The organism is Flavobacteriaceae bacterium, assembly GCA_014075215.1.
Taxonomy (GTDB): Bacteria; Bacteroidota; Bacteroidia; order Flavobacteriales; family Flavobacteriaceae; genus Polaribacter.
Map to the genome: position 1 here is coordinate 2,463,318 of CP046177.1, position 21,468 is coordinate 2,484,785.

Annotated in this window: 17 protein-coding genes and 1 pseudogene; 6 read left to right on the forward strand and 12 right to left on the reverse strand. The window is 31.7% G+C overall.

Annotated elements, in window-relative coordinates; translation table 11 throughout:
• Positions 1 to 2 precede the first annotated feature (2 nt).
• The gene (locus GKR88_12055; GenBank protein ID QMU64949.1) at positions 3 to 356 is read right to left on the reverse strand and encodes a transposase; all 354 of its coding nucleotides are present in this window, start codon (positions 354 to 356) and stop codon (positions 3 to 5) included.
• Positions 357 to 947: 591 nt separating this feature from the next.
• On the opposite strand from GKR88_12055, the gene rocD reads away from it, so the two are divergent.
• The 5 genes from rocD to GKR88_12080 all read left to right on the forward strand — a co-directional run bounded on the left by rocD (position 948) and on the right by GKR88_12080 (position 6,779).
• Positions 948 to 2,186 (forward strand): ornithine--oxo-acid transaminase, encoded by a 1,239-nt coding sequence (rocD, locus tag GKR88_12060; protein QMU64950.1) that lies wholly within the window; start codon positions 948 to 950, stop codon positions 2,184 to 2,186.
• An 84-nt stretch (positions 2,187 to 2,270) separates the two neighbouring features.
• Entirely contained in the window at positions 2,271 to 2,420 is a 150-nt protein-coding gene (locus GKR88_12065; GenBank protein ID QMU64951.1) for a hypothetical protein, read from the forward strand.
• A gap of 64 nt (positions 2,421 to 2,484) precedes the next feature.
• Positions 2,485 to 4,473, forward strand: coding sequence for a dehydrogenase (locus GKR88_12070; GenBank protein ID QMU64952.1), 1,989 nt, complete (start codon positions 2,485 to 2,487; stop codon positions 4,471 to 4,473).
• A 99-nt stretch (positions 4,474 to 4,572) separates the two neighbouring features.
• Positions 4,573 to 5,688 carry a hypothetical protein gene (locus tag GKR88_12075; GenBank protein ID QMU64953.1) on the forward strand — a complete coding sequence of 372 codons (1,116 nt, stop codon included), beginning with the start codon at positions 4,573 to 4,575 and terminating at the stop codon, positions 5,686 to 5,688.
• A 44-nt stretch (positions 5,689 to 5,732) separates the two neighbouring features.
• Positions 5,733 to 6,779, forward strand: coding sequence for a hypothetical protein (locus tag GKR88_12080; GenBank protein QMU64954.1), 1,047 nt, complete (start codon positions 5,733 to 5,735; stop codon positions 6,777 to 6,779).
• 905 nt (positions 6,780 to 7,684) lie between these two features.
• On the opposite strand, the gene GKR88_12085 is transcribed toward GKR88_12080, so the two are convergent.
• The 11 genes and pseudogenes from GKR88_12085 to GKR88_12135 form a co-directional block, all read right to left on the reverse strand.
• A protein-coding gene (locus tag GKR88_12085) for an IS3 family transposase (protein QMU64955.1) occupies positions 7,685 to 8,850 on the reverse strand; the annotation gives its coding sequence in 2 pieces (ribosomal slippage) (positions 7,685 to 8,586 and positions 8,586 to 8,850; 1,167 coding nt in all).
• A gap of 118 nt (positions 8,851 to 8,968) precedes the next feature.
• Entirely contained in the window at positions 8,969 to 9,346 is a 378-nt protein-coding gene (locus GKR88_12090; protein QMU64956.1) for a hypothetical protein, read from the reverse strand.
• A gap of 188 nt (positions 9,347 to 9,534) precedes the next feature.
• Positions 9,535 to 12,240 (reverse strand): annotated as a pseudogene (locus tag GKR88_12095) (outer membrane beta-barrel protein).
• Positions 12,241 to 12,252: 12 nt separating this feature from the next.
• Entirely contained in the window at positions 12,253 to 13,101 is an 849-nt protein-coding gene (locus tag GKR88_12100; GenBank protein ID QMU64957.1) for a GLPGLI family protein, read from the reverse strand.
• A gap of 77 nt (positions 13,102 to 13,178) precedes the next feature.
• Complete coding sequence (locus GKR88_12105) at positions 13,179 to 13,640, reverse strand: hypothetical protein (protein ID QMU64958.1); 462 nt, start codon at positions 13,638 to 13,640, stop codon at positions 13,179 to 13,181.
• 404 nt (positions 13,641 to 14,044) lie between these two features.
• Positions 14,045 to 14,884 (reverse strand): DUF4249 family protein, encoded by an 840-nt coding sequence (locus tag GKR88_12110; protein QMU64959.1) that lies wholly within the window; start codon positions 14,882 to 14,884, stop codon positions 14,045 to 14,047.
• An 11-nt stretch (positions 14,885 to 14,895) separates the two neighbouring features.
• A complete protein-coding gene (locus tag GKR88_12115) occupies positions 14,896 to 17,322 on the reverse strand; it encodes a TonB-dependent receptor plug domain-containing protein (GenBank protein ID QMU64960.1) in 2,427 nt (808 codons plus the stop codon).
• Positions 17,323 to 17,523: 201 nt separating this feature from the next.
• Complete coding sequence (locus tag GKR88_12120; protein ID QMU64961.1) at positions 17,524 to 18,237, reverse strand: response regulator; 714 nt, start codon at positions 18,235 to 18,237, stop codon at positions 17,524 to 17,526.
• A gap of 10 nt (positions 18,238 to 18,247) precedes the next feature.
• On the reverse strand, positions 18,248 to 19,255 hold the full coding sequence (locus GKR88_12125; protein QMU64962.1) for a sensor histidine kinase: 1,008 nt from the start codon (positions 19,253 to 19,255) through the stop codon (positions 18,248 to 18,250).
• 1,154 nt (positions 19,256 to 20,409) lie between these two features.
• Positions 20,410 to 20,802 carry a hypothetical protein gene (locus GKR88_12130; protein ID QMU64963.1) on the reverse strand — a complete coding sequence of 131 codons (393 nt, stop codon included), beginning with the start codon at positions 20,800 to 20,802 and terminating at the stop codon, positions 20,410 to 20,412.
• A gap of 20 nt (positions 20,803 to 20,822) precedes the next feature.
• Positions 20,823 to 21,029: a helix-turn-helix domain-containing protein gene (locus tag GKR88_12135; GenBank protein ID QMU64964.1), complete on the reverse strand. Its 207-nt coding sequence runs from the start codon at positions 21,027 to 21,029 to the stop codon at positions 20,823 to 20,825.
• Positions 21,030 to 21,223: 194 nt separating this feature from the next.
• Here GKR88_12135 and GKR88_12140 point away from each other — a divergent pair, with 194 nt between their 5' ends.
• Positions 21,224 to 21,415: a hypothetical protein gene (locus GKR88_12140; protein ID QMU64965.1), complete on the forward strand. Its 192-nt coding sequence runs from the start codon at positions 21,224 to 21,226 to the stop codon at positions 21,413 to 21,415.
• Positions 21,416 to 21,468 lie beyond the last annotated feature (53 nt).

Here is a 21,468-nt window from a genome sequence, read left to right on the forward strand (position 1 = left end):
TCTCAGTATCGACTAATCTCTTTTAAAAAAGCAGCAAACTCACCTGTCATGCGAGTTCCCTGAGCTACTAGATTCCAATCTCTTTGAATGATTTGCCTAGTCTCTTTATCTAACCATCTACGTCGCCTTACGTGAAGATACACAGTGTTTCCACGCAAAGGAAAGTCTTCAATAGTAATCTCTTTGTGGAAACCATGAGCAATTACATTAGGATTTATGACTTCTTTAGGAACAACATTACGCTCTTCAAAATACAAATGAAGTTCCTCATTTCGATGAGTGTGTCTTACCAAATCAAAATGTTCTACGAGCATCTCAGGTAAGATGAATTTTAAAAGGTCTAAGGATAATTCCAATCTCTGTTTTTTTTTACAAAGATCAAAACTTTAATTCAATCCACACAAAACTTTTGACCCTGATCCCTAATTGCTTCGTTTCACTCGCAAAGACACACTTCATTCAATCTTCAATTAACAATTAATCTTCATCTGAACTCACACACAACTTTTGTGACTGATCCCAAAACGTTTCATACATTGATTTTGACAGTAAATATATTAAAAACTCGCTTAAATTCAAAAAGTTTAAACGAGTTCATTACTTTAACATTAGATGAATAAATGGATTTAAAAAAATTAAGAATTAGCCTCATAGCTTTTTTATAAGTTTTTACAAACGTATATTATTTTTTTTGAAATAAAAAAATGTAAGACAAATTCATCTCAGTTCTTTATTCCTAAAAACAATTGAAGTTAAATTTACCGAATTTTAAACTTTCAAACTTTTTAACGTTAAAAAATAATTTCATCAGGATTTTATGACATGAGTAATATTTAGTAATTTGCAGGTTTCAGGGATGATTTCTCTCCCACGCTGAATTTTCGGGTTCTTCGAAAGGATAAAGGTATAGTAGGAATGGTTATTTTATCAATTTAAAAACTATTAAAATGGCTGTTTTAGAACACATGACTTCACAAGAAGCAATTAATTTGGAAAATATATATGGAGCACACAATTATCATCCGTTACCGGTGGTGTTGAGTAGAGGAGAAGGGGTTTATGTATGGGATGTGGAAGGAAAAAAATACTATGATTTTTTATCGGCTTATTCTGCTGTCAATCAGGGTCATTGCCATCCTAAAATTGTAAATGCAATGATAGCGCAAGCACAAACTTTGAGTTTGACATCAAGAGCATTTTACAATGATATGCTGGGGAAATATGAAAAATTTGCCACCGCTTATTTTGGTTTTGACAAATTATTACCTATGAATACCGGGGCAGAGGCTGTTGAAACGGCATTAAAGTTGTGTAGAAAATGGGCATACGAAGTAAGAGGAATTAGAGAAAACGAAGCGCAGATTATTGTCTGCGAAAATAATTTTCACGGCAGAACGACTACTATTATTTCCTTTTCCAATGATCCTGTAGCACGTGAAAATTTTGGACCTTATACTAAGGGCTTTATCAAAATACCTTATGATGATCTTTCGGCATTAGAAAAAGTGTTGGAAAGCACGTCTGATATAGCCGGATTTTTGGTAGAACCTATCCAAGGAGAAGCGGGAGTATATGTTCCCTCCGAAGGATATTTGGCAGCAGCAAAAGCCTTATGCGAAAAATACAATGCGTTATTCATCGCTGATGAAGTGCAAACAGGAATTGCACGTACAGGCAAGTTATTAGCAGTAGACCACGAAAATGTAACTCCGGATATCTTGATTTTAGGAAAGGCACTGAGTGGTGGTGCGTACCCTGTTTCCGCAGTCTTATCAAACGATGCCATTATGAATGTGATCCAGCCGGGAAATCACGGCTCTACTTTTGGAGGAAATCCAATAGCGGCGGCTGTGGCCATTGCTGCCCTGGAAGTGGTTACCGAAGAGAGTTTAGCTGAAAATGCAGCGTATCTGGGAATGATATTGAGAAAAGAATTGACTGAATTTGCCAAAGAAAATGAATTAGTAAGTTTGGTCAGGGGAAAAGGATTATTAAATGCAATTGTTATCAATGATACCGAGGATAGCACTACTGCATGGGACATTTGTATAAAACTGAGAGATAATGGTTTGTTGGCAAAACCAACACATGGTAATATCATTCGTTTTGCACCACCTTTGGTCATAAATGAAGAAGAATTAAGGGATTGTATTTCAATTATTAAAAAGACAATTACAGCATTTTAGTAATTTGCGGAAGTTTTGGTAGCATTGAATGTAAAAGCTCAAAGCCCGAAGAAAATTTTCAATTGGAGTAATACCAAAAAGAATATGAAAAAATATCGCATAAAAGAGTCAATTAAAAATCACAAGAATAAAATTCAAGAGCTGGCTAAAAAGTCAATAGTAGATACCAATGCCTATCAAGAATATCGAAAAATTGATGAAAACTATCAAATGTTAGTATCAACACAATTTTAAACTAGAGCCCATAATTTTTATAAAAATTTTCTTTACTTTATTCGTTTTTAAATGAGTTCTAGAAATGAAAACGCTAATGAACTACAGTCGTTATAAAATTAAAAAGGAACAATTGCTTAAATTATATACGAGTATGTTAAAGCCTCGCTTAATTGAGGAAAAAATGTTGGTTTTATTACGACAAGGGAAAATTTCCAAATGGTTTTCAGGAATTGGCCAAGAGGCCATTTCCGTAGGCGTAACTTCTGCATTAACAAAAGAAGAATATATATTGCCCATGCATAGAAATCTGGGTGTTTTTACAAGCAGAGAAATCCCTTTACATAGGTTATTTGCACAGTGGCAGGGAAAGAAGAGCGGTTTTACCAAAGGAAGAGATAGAAGTTTCCATTTCGGAACCCGGGAGTTCAATATTATAGGAATGATCTCTCATTTAGGGCCTCAATTAGGTGTAGCAGATGGTATTGCACTTGCGAACGTATTAAAAAAAAACAACCGGGCATGTGCTGTATTTACAGGAGAAGGAGGGACGAGTGAAGGTGATTTTCACGAAGCATTAAATATCGCTTCTGTTTGGAGTTTGCCTGTACTGTTTTGTATTGAAAACAACGGGTATGGATTATCTACCCCTGTATCCGAACAGTACCATTGCAAACACTTAGCAGATAGAGGGTTAGGTTATGGTATACCATCTTGTAGAATTGATGGCAATAATATTTTGGAAGTATTTACCAAAGTTTCCGAACTGGCACAAAGTATAAGAGAAAAACCCGGACCTGTTTTACTGGAATTTGAAACTTTCAGGATACGGGGTCATGAAGAAGCAAGTGGCACCGCATACGTTCCGAAAGAATTGATAGCAACCTGGAAGGGCAGAGATCCGCTTATTAATTTTGAAGACTATCTGTTATCTGAAAATATAGTTGATGATGATTTTGTCAATCAAACCAAAATAACAATCAAGTCCGAGATCAAAGAACATTTACAAAAAGCGTATGATGAATCGGCTATCATTCCCAATATAAAAACAGAATTGAATGATGTTTATGCTGCTTACCGGCAAAAAATCATTCCTCCATCAAAAAATAAGGCGAACATTCGTCTGATAGATGCTATTTCCAAAGGTCTGGAGCAATCTATGGAAAAACATGATCATTTAATTATAATGGGTCAGGATATTGCCGAATACGGAGGGGTTTTTAAGATTACCGATGGTTTTGTGAAAAAATTTGGAAAGGAACGTATCCGAAATACTCCTATATGTGAATCTGCCATTGTTGCCACTGCCTATGGTTTGAGTATAAGTGGTATGAAGGCTGTTGTGGAAATGCAATTTGCAGATTTTGTAAGTTCAGGATTCAACCCAATTGTTAATCTGCTGGCAAAATCACATTATCGCTGGAGCCAATATGCAGATGTGGTCATACGGATGCCATGCGGAGCAGGAGTGAGGGCCGGTCCTTTTCACAGCCAGACAAATGAAGCCTGGTTTACTAAAACACCGGGACTAAAAGTAGTATATCCTGCTTTTCCCGAAGATGCAAAAGGATTGTTATGTGCAGCCATCAATGATCCAAACCCCGTATTATTTTTTGAACATAAAGCACTGTATCGATCTGTATATCAGGATGTTTCTGAAGACTATTTTACCGTAGAAATTGGAAAAGCCGCCATTTTAAAAGAAGGGGAGGACATGACTATTATTTCTTACGGAGCCGGAATTCACTGGGTTTTGGATACCTTAAAGCGTCATCCTGATATACAGGCAGATGTCATTGATTTACGAACTTTGCAGCCTTTAGATACAGAAGCTATATATACATCGGTAAAGAAGACAGGAAAAGTAATCATTCTTCAAGAAGATTCTTTATTCGGTGGTATTGCCAGTGATATATCAGCTATGATTACGGAAAACTGTTTTGAATTTTTAGATGCACCCGTAAAAAGAATTGCTAGCTTGGAAACACCGATTCCATTTCAAGCAGCCCTGGAAAATCAATATTTACCAAAAGCCAGATTTGAAAAAGAAGTACTATCTCTGTTAAAATATTAATCTCAAAATCAAAGTGTTAAATATTAGTTAATAGCATTTTTACTCTTTATCTAAATACAGATAACTATATACCTTTATCAAAATACCTAATCTAATCGTATGAAAAAAATAATATACCCGTTAAGTTTAGTAATTGTAGTCTTATTACTATTTGCTGCAACAACTAAGAATGAAAGTGTGCTTACAAAAGATTTTGTCATTGGAAATCCTCAAATTGCTTCTATTAATAGCTTGAGTTTTGGACCGGAAGGAATTTTATTTATTGGAGATTCTGATAATGCAATGGTTTATGCCATTGACACAAAAGATATATCATTAAAAAGCAAAGCTGATAAAATTGCAATTGAAGATTTTGATGTAAAAATTGCTGCTGCTTTAGGAACTACATCGAAAAATATCAGAATTACTGATATGGCAGTAAACCCAATCTCAAAAGTTCCCTATTTCTCAGTGCATACCAGAGAAGGAAGGCCTGTTTTATTAAAACTGACAAGTGGGAGTTTAAAAAGTGTTTCTTTAAACAATGTCAGCTATTCTAAAATAGCATTAAATCACCCGGTTGCTAAAGGAGCTAAAGACCGGCGCGGACGGGAGTTAAGACGGTGGGCAATTTCAGATATGAAATACTACAATGGAAAAGTGTTGGTTTCAGGGCTTTCTAACAAAGAGTTTAGTTCTTCATTCTCTAGTATTCCTTTCCCATTTACAAAAAAGCAAGATTTCGCGACTTTAGAAATTTATCATGTAGCGCATGGAAGGTATGAGACTTATGCTCCGGTTAAAACCTTTGATGTGACAGCCATAGAAGATAAAGAATATTTATTAGCGAGCTACACCTGTACTCCATTAGTGTTGTTTCCTATTGATGAGTTAAAAGGAGGAAAACACTTAAAAGGAAGGACAATTGCAGAATTAGGAAGTGGAAATTCTCCTTTAGATATTATCAGTTTTAAAAAGGGAAATGAACTCAAATTCTTTATGTCTAACTCTAATAGACCCGTGATGCGAATTAATTTTAAAGATATTGTTAATTTTAAAGAGTCATTAACCAAACCAGTAACAGAATTTGGCAAAAATGTTGGACTTACTTATGATAACCTGCCATTTGTGAATGTGCAGCAATTAGATGATTTAGATGAAGAAAATGTATTATTCTTAAGAAGAAGAAACGACGGAGTATTGTATTTGCACAATAGGAGTAAAAAATGGATGTAGGGATTAAAAGCGTAGCTAATGACCTCAAAAAGATCAAGAAATTCTTGATCTTTTTTTTAGCCATTTATGGACTGATATCCTGTATTACGAAAGAGAAAGATAGTGCATTTTTAATACGATATGAACACGGCACTGCCACGCATATTGATTTCAAAATAGATGATAAGAAAGCTAATTATACTGTTGTCTTAAAAGGAATAAAAAACCAAGCAATTATAGGAAATAGTGAATTAGATGGATATTCTATAACGTTTAAACCTATTATTCCTTTTACGGCAGGGGAATCGTATGAAATATTAAAAGATGGAATTGTTTTTATAACGTTTAGCATCAAAGCAATATCTGAAAACATCAAACCAAAAGTACTTACCATCTATCCAACTACAGATTCTGTTCCTGAAAACCTTCTAAAAATGCATTTTGTTTTTTCTAAACCAATGCAACAATCTGAGCCATTTTTAGACTTTATAAGAGTTATTAATAATGATACAAAAGAAGTCAGTAACCCATTTTTACCATTAGAAAATGAATTATGGAATAAGGATCATACAGAGATTACCTTGTGGCTGGACCCCGGAAGGATTAAACAAGATTTAATTCCAAATAAAAAATCAGGTATTCCAATTAAAAAAGGGAATACCTATGAAATAGTTATTCTCAATAATTTAAGAGATGCTGAGGGGATTTCTTTAGGGAAAAATTACAACAAAACAATACGAGTTAAAAAAAGAGATCGTAAACAACCTTCTGTAGAAAATTGGAAATTGAATCTCCCAAAACCAGAGACAAAATCACCATTAGGCATTTATTTTGACGAACCTTTAGACATCACTTTAGTTAAAGAAATGATTCAAGTTTTAAATGATAAAAATGAATTAGCACAAGGTAATTTTGTATTGACAGAGGGTGATAAAAATATTTTTTTTACTCCTATAAAAAATTGGAAAAGGGGAAAATATATACTTTTAATTGATAGTAAGTTAGAAGATTTGGCCGGAAATAATCTGAATCGTCTTTTTGATACTGATTTGCAGTTACCTCACGCAAAAAATCGCTCAATATCAAAACAAATCCAGTTTGTAATTCAATAAATTTAAGTTCTTCCTATAAAAAGAGAGGGTCAATTTATATTATTTAACATAATAATAATTATAGTACAAATGTCAATATTTGTTATTTATGTATTGTATGCCATTCGTAAGCTATAATTCTATATTATGTAAAATATCCCAGAAACTGCTGTAATCTTTTTTAATATTCAGTATTTGGGTCATTAAAATTTCAAATACGCGATTCTCATGGATTAAGATTTTAGATTTATAATGAAAGTTATTTGTAGCTATAATTTGCCATTATGTAAAATTGCCGCTACCAAACGCTCGATTGCTTTTATAAAATCAAATTGTTATCACAATTTATTTTACACACAATTATCCATCGCTTGCCAACGCCAAAAAAAGCAAAAGCTTTTAGTTTCGTATTTATAATTCGTCTGTAATTAAAATTATCGTTGTAAAAAGTTTTCAGAAACTTATCGTAAAGCATTTCGCAACAGTACAAAATTTTCCCTTGCTCAAATCCTTGCTTAAAAATTTCTGTACACTTGCTTTGTTCTTACTTTCATTAGAATATTCTTTTAATTTGACTTCTAATATTATGTAAAATAGAAATTAAACTGTAGAACTTCTTAAGGTTTCATTTATCTTTTTTTCTTGATAAAAAAAGAAACAAAAAAATCAAGACTGCATAAAACTTTGGAAACAATTAACGGTTCGTTACACTATATTTTAGGAAACATTGTAGCTAACCAAGACCACTTAAGAAAGAGCCTTAAAATGTAGAAACACTAATAAAAATAGTAACTAACCCCCTAAAATATTACGCTCCTCTCTCCTATTGTTTTAACCAAATTTTTATGAGGTCAATAAAAAAACTCCTAAAAGGAGTTTTTAATAAAGCATCAATTTGGATATGCAACAAAAAATGGTACAAAAAGTTAAGCTACATTTTTGATTTGATATAATTTTTCAAATTCGATGATATTTTTGTAACCAAGAGCAGAATGTCTTCTGTATCTGTTGTACCAAGTTTCTATGTATTCAAAGACTTTAATTTGAAGACTTTTGTTGGATATAAACTTATTGTCTATCATTAGTTCTGTTTTGATTGTTTTAAAAAAAGATTCAGCTACTGCATTATCCCAACAGTTTCCTTTTCTACTCATACTGGGTGTTACATGATAACTTTTAAGGATATTAACAAACGCATGAGATGCGTATTGTACACCTCGATCAGAATGAAAAATCATACCTTCACAAGGCATTCTGTTGTTTACAGCCATTCTCCATGCAGCAATGATAGTTTGTCTTGCTTTGAGTCCATTGCTCAAAGACCAACCAATGACTTTACGATCAAACAGGTCAATAATTACCGTTAAGTACAGCCATCCTTGTGCAGTCTTTAAATAGGTAATATCAGAAACCCATTTCTGTGCAGCAGCGGTAGCTTTAAAATCTCTATCCAATACATTATCAGCTACTGGATATTGATGCTTAGAATCTGTCGTGACAACAAATTTCTTTTTACGAACTGCTTTAATCCCGTGTTTTTTCATCAATCGTGCTACCCTAGACCTAGATACTTTAAACCCTTTAGCTTTGAGTTCCTCTGTAATTCTAGGACTTCCATAAGTAGATTTACTTCGCTCACAGATACGGTGAATCTCAGAGAGTAGCATACGATTTTTTCCATCTCTATCTGATGGAACATAATTCTTACTCCTGTAATAACTGTTTCTACTAATTTTAAAAATTTTACACATCTTCCCAACCGGATATTCTCTACTGTAATCTTTGATAAATTTCAATACTTCCGATCGCTCTTGGAGAAGATGCTCACGGCATTTTTTAAGATATCCCGCTCCATGGTAACATCCTTGAGCTGTTTACGTAATCGCTCTAACTCTTTCTGATCTTCTGTGAGTTGTTTGACGCCATTACCGCTAAAAGCTAAATCAGGACGCTGTTCTAATTCTCTACGCCATCTGTAAATAAGATCTGCACTGATTCCCAATTCCATGGCAATCTGCTTTGTGTTACCTCGTACATTGCTTAATTCTACTGCTTTAATTTTAAACTCTTTACTGTATTTTCTTCGTTTCATATGGTTAAGTTATTTTAGATAAAATTAGCTTAACTCTTTGTCACTCTAAATGTAGCAAGTCCAATTTCTCGGTTGTTGTTTATAGAGGTAATAAAAATCTGTGTTTAAATTTGATATTTTAATTTCTATTTCTAAATTTTTCTTTCATCTTCTTTTGTATTTCTTTTTGAGTTTTTTTATAAATCTTGTATTGTTCAGCAGAAAGCAATGTTTTCATTTCGTTGTTTTTAGAACGTTTTATCGATTTATATTCCTTGTACTTGGCAAATTTACTCTTACCACTAGTTTTTAAAGTTTTCATTTGAAGTGCGTACTTTTTTGTAGTTTCTTCAAATTTTGGTTTCTGCTCTTCAGATAAGTCTAATTTTTCAAAATACTGTTCTAACTGTTCTTTAACTTGCTTTTTTTGTTCTTCTGTAAGTTTTTTGTCTTGTGCGAAAGTTATTGTGCTAACTAACAATACTACTACTACGATACTATTTTTTAATAATTTCATTTTTATATTTTTTATTGTTTATTATTTTCTAATTGTTTTTCAAAATTAGGACTATTACACATTTATTGGTTTAAATTATTTATGTTTACCACCACCCTTCAAAAATAGTATAGAAAACAAGATTATTAAAATTTACTATACAGAGACTTAAAATGTATAGATGAAACCCTCATTGAGGGGTTTAGTATTTATAATTTATATGTAACAGTTAAAAAACCATAACGCGGTTGTACATAATACTCTGACGTGGTAGAAAAAGCTTCGTTATAATTGTTTTGATTTATTGATTGGGTATTAAGAATATTTTTAACACCTAATCTGAATTTCCATTTACTGTCTTTTTTTCTATAATAGAGATTTGCATTTAAAAAAGAATAAGAGTTTAGTGTCTGCTGATCATCAGAATAATTATAGAAGCTATAATCTGATGTAAAAGAAAAATCTTTAAAGAATACCATCTCTAACTTTGCAAAAGGCATATCTGTATAAAAGGTGTTTTTAGTACCTGAATTTGTAAAATCGCTTATAGCACTTTGGTAACCGATTTCAAAATTTGGTCCTTTTTTAAAATTTGTCAAAACGCTTACTTTATAGCGCTGTGTTAATGATTCTGATTCAGTTATTTTATCGTTTACTACATTAAAATTATTAAACCAAGACACATTAGCACTTAAGCCTACTTTATATTTTCCAATGGTTTTATCCCAACGAAATATTCCGTTAAGGCTTTCGTCTGTTACGGTTGAATTAATTGGTGTAGATACCGAATTTATGCCTTGATAGATAAGACTATTTTTAATTGGGTCATTCATTTTCGTATATCTTAATGATGCCAATACATTAGTATAATTAAACAAACTAAAACTACTATAGTTTAAATTGAATGTATCGTATAGACCATTTTTAATCTCATTATTCCCTTGAAATAGTGAATTATAATTAGTAAACACATAACCTTGTGCCACACTATTAATATCAGGGTATGCTACGGTTTGAGAATAGTTAAATCGTAAGCTTTCAGATTTTTTAAATTGCAGATTAGCATAAAAATTTGGTAATAGTTTCGTTTGAGTATCTTCATATTTTTCTCCGAGTTGTTCATTATTATAAGTGTAACTATGAAGGTTTACTCCTGGCGCAAATGTGAATTTTCCAGTAATAAATTTATATTTTGCGCCTGCATAGATATCTAAAAAATTAGCAGTAACATCATTATTAAACCCGTCTTCAGAAAAGTCATTTATACTTCCATCGTCCAAAGTTTGAAAAATTGAAGAGTCGAAATTCTGTTTACTGTTAGTACCACCAATAACAAAGTTTAAATTACTTGTGTTATTTAGTACATTGTAATAATTCACTTTAGCATCAAACTTATTGGTATTAATTGTTTTGTCTTAATTTAATCCGTAATTCTCTTGCGTAGTATCATAAGGGAATACAGTAGAAAATGGCAACACTGCTACACTTGGATTCTCGCCTAAACCTAAAAATGTTGCATTGTAAAAAGGGTTTTCTTTAGACCATAAATGTTGTACTTCGGCTGAAAAAATATTTTTATCGTTTAATGTATAATAAAGATTTGCATTCTGGTTAATAGAAAAAGGATTGTCTTCTCTCAACTCATTTATGGTATTATTTACAGTTGCTGTTGTAGACGAGACTCTACTACTTTCTTCTTGTTCAGACAGTTTTAAGAACACATCATAATCTAATTGAAAATTGCTATGCGGTTTATAAGATGCACTTATTTTACCAAGACCTAACTTATTGTCTTGAACAGAACTCGTTGTAGTTTCCTCTGTGAGGTCATCTAAAATATAATCTCTTGTTGTTAGTTCTTCTATATCTGTTTTTGTTCCAGAATAAATAAAGAAGCCACTTAAATCAAGGCTTTTACTTGGTGAATAGCTAAAATTTGCAGCTCCAAATTTAGTTTCTATTTCATTAGCCATATTGTTTTGAAGTAATGAAAACCCTAAATTATCTTGAGTTAAATTTAAGGTGGTTCCTCCTCCTGCCAAATTTTTAAAACCTCCTGTAAACTTAAAATAATCTCTACGTGTAAAAGGTATTTCACCAATATTATTGATGTCTGTTATAATATTAATACTCTTTTCTGGACTGTAGTAAAACAGCTTTGGGTGAACCAAATATCTATCATCTGGCCCACCACCAGCTGTAACATCACCAAACCAAAAATTCTTCTTTCCTTCTTTAAGCTTAATATCAATAGCTATACTATCGTCATTATTTGTAACACCCTGTAATTGCGAGACTTCATTAAAGTTTTTAAGCACTTGTACTTTTTCAATGGCATTAGACGGTATATTTTCTACTGCCAATTTAGAATCTCCATCGAAAAAATCTTTCCCTTCTACCATTAGCTTCTGTACACGTTTGCCTTCAACCTCAATTTCTCCATCATCATTAATTTCTACTCCTGGTAATTTTTTAAGCACATCGCCTAATTTCTTTTCTGTACCATTCTTAAAAGAATCAGCATTATATACTATGGTGTCACCTTTAACTGTAATAGGCATTTCATAAGTTAAAAGAACTTCATCTAATTGGCTATTATCCTCGTAAAGTGTAAAGTTTTTTTCAAAGCCTATAGATTGCTCGGTTATTTCCAAAGTTTCAGAAATGGTTTTATATCCTAAAAAACTAACCTTTAAAGTATAGTTAGCATTCTTTTCAAGCGAAAGCTGGTATCTACCTTTATTATTAACAACTGAATATGAAGCTAATTTTTTTGTTATACTATTTATCGCCACCACATTAGCAGACTCTAAAGGTGTGCCAATACTATCTTTTATAGATCCTGAAACATTAATCTCCTGCGAAAAAGCGTTTAAAGAAAATAGTACACAAAGTATATATACGATTTTTTTCATTTGAATCTATTTTTAGTTTCCTTTTCCTAAACCAGCTCTTCCTCTACGGAAATTTTCTCGAACTTCTTGCGCTTTCTTCTTTGCAAGAGCATCATATTTTTCTTGGGTTATTTTCTTTCCTTTTTTAGGCGGATTTATAGTTTCTTCTTCTTTATTTAATTCTATTTTTGAGCAAAGAATTGTAGTATTTCCTGCATTTACTTCTAGAATTAACCCTGGTAAACCATAATACATTGCAGGTCCTTGAGAAACAGGAATATCAAGAGTAAACCAAGCCGTTACTATTATCATTTCATCCTCTATTTTTCTTTCTTCTTTCGAGTCATTTGTTCGTTGCTCTCCTGGGCGAAAATTTGTTGGTAATCCTCTATTTTTTAAGATAGCCGTTGCCTTAAAGCAGGTATGTTTTCCAATCGTTTTTACATCATCAGTAATTTTCCAATCTATCGCTTTAAGTGAATCTTGAATTAGGAATAGTTTCCCATAAAGGTCTACTTGATTTTTGTAAGTATTGTCGATATTATTTTTGTAAAGTTTGCCATTACTCCCTTGATTAAGTATCATTTTCATCATTCCCATCCGTTGTGCTATTATTCCATTGCCTTGGTCTTGTTCTAACTTTTCTTCTTCAACATATATAGAAGAATTCTTATTAAAAGAGAGTACAAAATTATTAGTAGACATACTATTGATACGCTCTTGTATCATTGCCTTTTGAGCCTCTGGAATTTGACGATTACTTAAGTTTATTTTTATCGTATTTTTTAAAACATAATAGGCTTTACCGTTGGTGTTTTGTGCTGAAATAGGTACTGAAAATACGAGTATGAATAGTATTATTATGTTTTTTAGATACTTCATTTTTAATAATTTTGATTAAGAAAATATTACTTTAATTCAATAGGAATCCAAATGTTAATGTCTGTTAACATCTTAATTTACTTTTTCAACACAGATACATCTACCCAGAACTGAATAGGCTTTAATAAAGCTTTTATTTCATTAATTTTTTCAAGTTTACCACTTACACCTGATCTATTTTTAAACCTTGCAGGAATCCTATCCAATTTAGAACTGTCAGGTAAGCTGAGCTCTATATTTGGATCATTAGTTGTTATACCTATTGCCCAGGTATCTTTTTTAGCTTTTGTATTTTTCTTGAGAAGCCTTTTTGGAATCGCAATCTCAAATGTAAATGATTGACCAGGTATCAATTTTGAATCAAACATAATACCCAAACTCTCAAAATCTAAAGCACTACGATTGAAATCAATTATTTGCCCATCTTCATAACCATTAAAGTTTATTAGGCCAATATTTTCGGATTGACCCTTAAAATTCTCTAATAATTTAGACTGATTTGGCAACATATTTTTATCAATATTGGATATTGAGCCCATACCTCCTCTTCCTCTAAAACCACCATCGCTACTCTTGAGGCTTTCAAATTTTTGTTTTATTGCGTCTGAATTTACAATTCCTTCAAGGAAAGAAATACCTTGGTCTTTACTATGCTTTCCATCTGTATTAACTCAATAGGTCATACCTAAAAGCATAATTTTTTTTATAACCTGCTCATCAAATGAACTCACTATTAAGTACAAATTATCGTCATCCTGTTGTATCGCATAATTTATATTATTGTTGGACCGAATTGTATTGACTGGCCATTCTATCTGGTCTCCATCAATTACAGGTATAGCATCGACCTTTTCAACATTATATAATTTCTTACTACATGAGCTTGATAAAAACACTACAACTATTATTAGAATTATTTTATTCATTTTATTGATTAAATTATTTATTGCTCAATAACTTCAAAGTAAACCACCTGACTTGCAAATCCTGAAAAAATACCTAAACCATTATTTATGTTTGTGAATGGCTCGTTTAAATCTCTTGAATCTTGACTTGATGTTTCATAGAGTAAGGCATATTCTTCATTGACGTGATATATTGTAACCTTGTGCATACCATATTGCGTATAGTGTATCAAAGCTCTTAATTCTAAAATGTTCTGTTGGGTAGGTGAAGTTGTAAATTCAAAATTAATGCCCAAACCACCAAGAACATCAGTTGGGTCTATGGACTCAGGATTATCTTCTGTATTTTCAATTACTAGATAGTAGTAACTACCATCATTGTTGTTCCAAATGACATCAATAGTTTGCTGAAAAGATTCTCTAAAATCCCTTAAATCTAGCAAGGAGTTTATTTCAGGTATTTCGATTGACTCAGGCGATATATCCACTCCTTCTGGTTCACTCGGTATGGTTGTTGTTGAAGATATTATTCTATCTTCATATTCAAAAGTTAGTTGATAGTTTCCACCTATATTTATAGATAAATCGTTACCGTCATAAAAATACCTCCCTGGTTGGTCTGCTACTGGTGATAATACAAAATCCTGACTATCACTAGAAATTGTTATAATTGCATCACTTATAAGCTCTGGCTCAATAGTATTCCCACTATTAAAGGGCACTGTTTTTTTTAGATAAATATCATCAACAGATTCACCTTCATAAATAAAGGCCTCTACAACTGGTTCGCTTATCCCTGGGTCAAAATCTGGGACATCTTCACAAGATGAAATAATGATGATACATAATACAGCTATAATCTTTTTGAAAATTTTCATTGTTATTAATTTTAAAATGATACGTTAAAAAATAAGCTAGGTGTAAAACCTATATAATTGACATTTGTTTCTATCATCTCACTATCCACAACTTCAAACTCTTTGTACCAAGTATTGGTTCTGTTATATAAGTTGAATAAGGATAAGCCCATACTGCCTTTTCCAGATCCAATATTAAAGTTATAAGTAGCACTTAAATCTAGGCGATGATATGGTGCAAGTCTTAGCCCGTTCTTTTCTCCTACGCTTACATATTCGGTTTCTGTTCCATCCAAAAGAGTAATAGTATAAATACCATTAGGTGCTGTAAAAGGTTTACCGCTCCCGTAAACCCAAGTTGCGCCTAAATCCCAACGACCTGCCTTGAGTACATTTACAAATTTAAATTCGTGGCGCTGATCGTTTAAAGAATAAAATGGATTGCTGTTTAAGTCTGGGAATGTGTGCACTACTTCGCTCAAAGTATAACCTAACCAACCCGAATATTTACCCACCTTTTTTTGGATTAAGAAATCAAAACCTCTTGATATACCTGTACCCTCAAAAAACAATTGATCGTTAGGGTCTGTACCTAGCGCAGACTGAAAACGAAGTGAAAATTCCGTAAGCCCTGACATATCTTTTTCAAAATATTCAACATCAAACAACCAATCATCAATTTCATAGCTTGCACCAATAATTAAATGCTCTGCAAAACTTATTGGACTATTCTCTTCATTGGCCAAAAGCCAAAAGTCTCTACTTCCTTGTGTTACGTCTTCACGAACAATTCTATTTACAAATTGATAATATTTTCCCCAAGCGCCTTTGAGTTTGATTTGGTCATTAAGTTGGTATGATGCCGAAAGACGTGGTTCAAAATAGAGTTCATCTGTTACATCAAAATGAGTAGCTCGAATACCACCAACTAGATTTAATTTTTCGGTTGGACTCCATTTATCCTGTAAATAAACTGTACTTAATACCCCTTTATCTTTTTGATCTATTACGGTTATTGAATCGTTAAGGCTGTAGCTATAATCAACTTCATTCTTTGTTAATTGTCCACCAAATTCTAAGCTATGCTTTGAGTTGATTTTGTACTCGTTGTGTATTCTAAGTGTATAATCTTTTAGATTGTTATCTTCTACCAGTCCTGTTCTGTTAGTGTTGGTTGAGTCAGCTAATTGTATGGTTACATCGTTTACCCTATTTCTCTCACTAACGTAATTGGAATAAGCACCTACAACATTTGTGTACAGTTTATCATTCCATTGTCTTGCCCGTCGAACACTAGAACCCCAGTTTCCCCAATTCAACAAATCTTCAATGTCAGCATTTATGGTTCTTTCATCATCTGTACCTGAGCCAAAAGTATTTTGGTTTTCCCTAGAACTATCTAAATTATCTTCACCATTATACATTGAAACTGAAATAATGTCTTTATCGCTAGGTTTGTAACTGAACTTTGTATTTAAATCATAAAAATAAAATGAAGGCTGTGTTTGGTTTTGTTGAAACCCATTGAAATTAGGCAGGTTATTACCATTGGTTGGCTCTGAATCGTTATACAAATCAAAAATACTATTGTACAATCCGCTTTGAAGAATATCGGTATAAGACCTTCTACCCGCTATTAACAGATTTGCTTTATCTCCTATTGGAATCTCAACAGTTGCATTGGCACTCAGTAAGCTTAAACCTCCAGAAAAACTTAGTTTATTGCTATTTCCCGTTTTACCAGTTAAATCAATTACACTTGAAATTCTGCCACCATACTCGGCAGGAAACCCACCTTTAAATAACTGAATATCCTTTATAGCATCACTATTAAAAGCACTGAAAAAACCATAAAAATGATCAACGTGATATACCGTAAAACCGTCTAAAAGAACTAAATTTTGATCTGGCGTTCCACCACGAACATAAAGACCTGCAGAAGATTCATTTGTGCCACTTACACCCGGAAGTAATTGTAAGGCTCTAAAAATATCTTTTTCTCCTAAGTTTGGTATGGATGCCAACTTTTTGGGTGATAATGATATCTGACTTACATTCTTATTCATTTTGACAATTTGCTGTCTTGATTCGGCATTTATGACTACCTCGTCTAGTTGGTTGTCATCAGGTTTCAGCAGGATTGTTATTTTATCTTTTGCCATTTCTGGTGTGAGTATCAAAGTCAGGATTTGATAACCTAGATATTGTACCTGTATAGTTGAAGTTTCTGATGGTACATTGAATAGCGTAAAGAAGCCATCCTCATTGGTTGTTGTTCCAATATTTGTCCCTTTCACAAAAACATTAGCAAAAGGTAATGTCTCACCACTTTCATTGTCTTTTACAACACCACTAATGGTAATTGGGTTCTTTTGGATTTTGTTTTCCAAAAAATGTGAAGCGACATTGCTCTTGAGGTAAATTGCATAACTCTTGGTTATTGAGCCATACAGAAACATAATAAAAAATAATAAAAAATAATACTAAAATTTTTCTGTCCATATTTTTGAATTTAGAGAACTATTAATATTTAATATCAAAAGTATGAGCAACTTAAAACAGAGAAAAAAAAGATATACCTACAAAAAAAAAGTATCGACAAACAAGGAATATGTATCGATACTTTTTTTAAAGTTTATACCATTTGTATTAAAAGAGATTTACACTCCAAGTCTTTTTAGAACGACTTCTTTGTAGGTTTCTCCAATAGGAATACGAATATCATTAATAACAACATTAGATTTTTGCAAAGCCCTAATGCAATCAATATTAATAATATAAGAACGGTGTGTTCGAATAAAATTTGAAGGTAGTTTTTTTAAAATTGCTTTAAAACTGGATAGTGTTAACAAAGGTTTTGATTTTTCTTTTAGATGAATTTTTATATAATCTTTCAGCCCTTCAATATATTCTATATCTTGTACATTAACCTTAATGTTTTCATATTCTGATTTCACGAAAATAAAGTCGTTATTATTTTCTCCAGAAGAAACGTTTGCTTGTGGCGCAATAGACTGTTCTAACTCATACTTTTCTTTGGCGCGAGAAACGGCTTTTAAAAAGCGTTGAAACGGAATAGGTTTTACCAAATAATCGGTTGCATTTAATTCAAAGCCTTCTAAAGCGTGCTGTGGATAAGCCGTTGTAAAGATAAATTGCGGAATATTCTCAACTGTTTTTACCAAATCTAATCCTGTTAAATTAGGCATTTCTATATCTAAAAACACTAAATCTACTTGATGCTTATTCAATATTGTTATTGCATCTAATGGATTGTTACATTTCGCAACAATTTCCATCCCTTCTATTTGATTGACATAAGTATCAATAACATCAACTGCCAATGGCTCATCATCTATAATTACGCACTTCATCTGTTGTATTTTAATCTAATTTTAATTTTAAATCAACCATAAATTTATTGTCCTTTTCCATTGTGGTTAACCAATGTTTATCAGGATACAATAACTCCAAACGGTTTTTGGTATTTTGCATTCCTATACCAGAGTTCTCCTTATCTTTAGTTCTATTTCCTATAATGTTAATACACTTAAAATGCAATTCGTCGTCCTTTATACTAATATCTATTTCGACCTCAGTGTTACCATTAAAATCTGTTCCATATTTAAAAGCGTTTTCGATATAAGATATAAATAGTAAAGGGCTAATTTTTTGCGTGGAAATCGTGCCTCTTATATTCGTTTTTACATTTTTATTTTTTGCTATTCTAATATGTTGAAGCTTAATATAATTCTCAATGTATTGCAATTCGTCTTTAAGTAAGACTTTACTGTTATTAGCTTTATATAACATATATCGCATTAATTCAGAAAGCATAATTACGGCTTCTGGTGCATCATTAGATTTTTTAACTGTTAATGAATAAATACTATTTAAAGAGTTAAATAAAAAATGAGGGTTTAGTTGATTTTTAAGGGCTTCTAATTCCGTTTTATTTTTTTGAACTTCAATTCTCGTTTTAATCCTATCGTTTTCTATCCATTGTTGGTATACTCTAATTACTGTTCCAATGATAATTATCACAGTATTGAAAAATATAATTATTATAAATTTTGAAGGTCGTTTGTCTAACAGATTTTGGTTCTTATAAAAATCAAAATAGAATACATTTGAAATAATCAAATAGGCTATTATTAAAAGAACGACAATAGACAGTAGATAAGATGTTTTCTTCTTCTTAAGTAATAAATAAGGCACTAATAAACTATAGTTTGTATAGAAAACCGCAGCTCCAAACGTTATTCTCAAACAAATTTTAAGCGTAATTTCTTTACCTTCTGAATACACAAAAAACAGGACAACTGAATAAAGTATTACCCATATAAACATGTGAATCGAAAACTGCCTTCTATTTTTTATAATTTCTTCCAAATTTGATAATAGCTATTTTGTAAATCTACATAATTATTTTATCAGAGGTATTGAATTAGTTTTTACATAACTTTCAAATATATATGCTACCAGAATATTCTTAAAATAAGATAGATGAACAAGTGTAATTACTATACGAAAAAGGAATAACTATAGATAAATATTGCCATTCCATACACATTTTGCCTGCACTCCTCTGCCCTTACAGCAAAAAGAGTATTTAATTAACTTTAGTAAAAGAAGTTTGGAAGAAGAAAACTTTTAAAAGAAAAATCAGCAAATGAAACTATTGCTTTTACCAAAGCAAAGTAACATAATGCTGACCATTATAGTACAAATAGTTAGTAATTTCTGTATAGCCGTTTTTCAGGCTATTTACACATAATATCAGATATGACGTCTTTAGACTCATATCGGCAGATATTATGTTAAAAGAAATTACGGCTTATGAACTTCAAGGTTTATTTGTAAGCTATAATTCTCCATTATGTTAAATATCCCAAAGTATTCTCGTTTCTATAGAATCTGTATTACTTGGGTCATTAAACATTTGGCTCTTGGGTTTAGTACTAAATAAGAAACATTCTGCTGTTTGTACTATAATTAGTCGCTATGTAAAATTGCCGCTGCCTATGCGCTCAATTGCTTTTTATAAATTAAACGCTTCTGGCGTTTATTTCTAAACACAATTGCCAACTGCATAGCCATCGCCATAAAGAAGCTAACCTTTTAGATTCATTTAAAAATAGCGTATTCGATAATAATCCTGCAATATTTTTTTCTATGGCATTCTCGTAAAGAATTCCGTAAGAGTATAAAATTACTCTGCGAGATAATTTCTATACACTTGCTCAAATTCTGCAATTATTCAACATTTTTAAATATTGTATATCTTTTTTTCTTGATAAAAAAAGAAACAAAAAAATCAAGGCTGCAGAAAACTTTGGAAACAATGTACGGCTCAATCGCTATATTTTAGAAAACATTGGAACGATTAAGATTACTTTAAACTAGCTTTAAACCTTGTTATTATTAAGAATATGTATTGCTAGACCTCTAAAATATATACGCTCATTCACCTATTGTTTTAACCAAAGTTTTCCGAGGCCGTTCCGCCAACGCTTCATCCAAAACAATTTCTATTTTACACAATATTAAGATATATATGTACTTAAACACTCATCTTTATATTTTATAAAACCTTTATAGTTATCCATTAAAATAGAATGATTTTTGATATAAATTTCTGCATTTAACCAAGCACTCTTTTCTCTTTTAATATTAACTTCATTTTTACTTGGTCTTCCGTCAATTAAATGACCATATTCATGCAGAATATCCCATAATACTTTTAACTCACGTTTTTTTCCATTCTTGACACTTATCCTTATTAAGTAACTATCCCATTCAATAACGGACTGCATTGAATCACTTCTACAAGAAAGCATGAATCCCCTATTCTCTATTTCATTTACTATTTTCAACAAGATGTCATTATATACATCAAGATTCGTTTGCGATATTATTTCATTAACAATGGTTTTCAATTGGAACTTATCTAAGGAAATTATTTTGTAGAAACTAATAGCTCTCTAATATCCACATCTAGGATTTCTGCTATCTTTTTTAAATCTTTTAAATGAGGTTGTGATTTATTATTACAAAATGCAGTTACAGAAGTCGTACTTTTTCCCAATTCTTCTGCAAGCCAAACTTGCGATTTTCCTTGAATTACTAATACTTCTTTTATTCTATTTATTCTTTCTACTGCCATAATTATTTGATGTATTCTACCTTAAATATATAATACTTGCTTATTAAAACATAAGTTTAAATTAAATTTTAGTAAGCTAAACTTGTGTTTTTGAAATTTAATTTATAAATTTGAATTAACTTTATGTAAGTTACAATTATATAAATGTAGTTTTTAATTAAATTTTCGTTGTTAATAACTTTATTTCAAATTTTATGCCATATCCTAAATACACCAAAACCGACTTAGAGAAAATCGTCTATACACAACTAGATAATTTAAATGCGATTCACGACTTGTTACGTATTATGAAACTTCAAAACGAACTTATTGAAAACGCTAATAAGAAATTAAGAGATGAAGTTATTGACTTTAAAAAACGCATAAATTACGGAGCTGGAAAATAAATAGAGCATAATAAACCTTGTTGAAAACTTTACAAAAACACGCTATGATGCAA

Bases quoted from the DNA above. Each gene is read 5' to 3' on its own strand.
- rocD (QMU64950.1), top strand. From the start codon at position 948: ATGGCTGTTTTAGAACACATGACTTCACAAGAAGCAATTAATTTGGAA.
- GKR88_12065 (QMU64951.1), top strand. From the start codon at position 2,271: ATGAAAAAATATCGCATAAAAGAGTCAATTAAAAATCACAAGAATAAA.
- GKR88_12070 (QMU64952.1), top strand. From the start codon at position 2,485: ATGAAAACGCTAATGAACTACAGTCGTTATAAAATTAAAAAGGAACAA.
- GKR88_12075 (QMU64953.1), top strand. From the start codon at position 4,573: ATGAAAAAAATAATATACCCGTTAAGTTTAGTAATTGTAGTCTTATTA.
- GKR88_12090 (QMU64956.1), bottom strand. From the start codon at position 9,346: ATGAAATTATTAAAAAATAGTATCGTAGTAGTAGTATTGTTAGTTAGC.
- GKR88_12100 (QMU64957.1), bottom strand. From the start codon at position 13,101: ATGAAGTATCTAAAAAACATAATAATACTATTCATACTCGTATTTTCA.
- GKR88_12105 (QMU64958.1), bottom strand. From the start codon at position 13,640: ATGGGCTCAATATCCAATATTGATAAAAATATGTTGCCAAATCAGTCT.
- GKR88_12110 (QMU64959.1), bottom strand. From the start codon at position 14,884: ATGAAAATTTTCAAAAAGATTATAGCTGTATTATGTATCATCATTATT.
- GKR88_12115 (QMU64960.1), bottom strand. From the start codon at position 17,322: ATGTTTCTGTATGGCTCAATAACCAAGAGTTATGCAATTTACCTCAAG.
- GKR88_12120 (QMU64961.1), bottom strand. From the start codon at position 18,237: ATGAAGTGCGTAATTATAGATGATGAGCCATTGGCAGTTGATGTTATT.
- GKR88_12135 (QMU64964.1), bottom strand. From the start codon at position 21,029: ATGGCAGTAGAAAGAATAAATAGAATAAAAGAAGTATTAGTAATTCAA.
- GKR88_12140 (QMU64965.1), top strand. From the start codon at position 21,224: ATGCCATATCCTAAATACACCAAAACCGACTTAGAGAAAATCGTCTAT.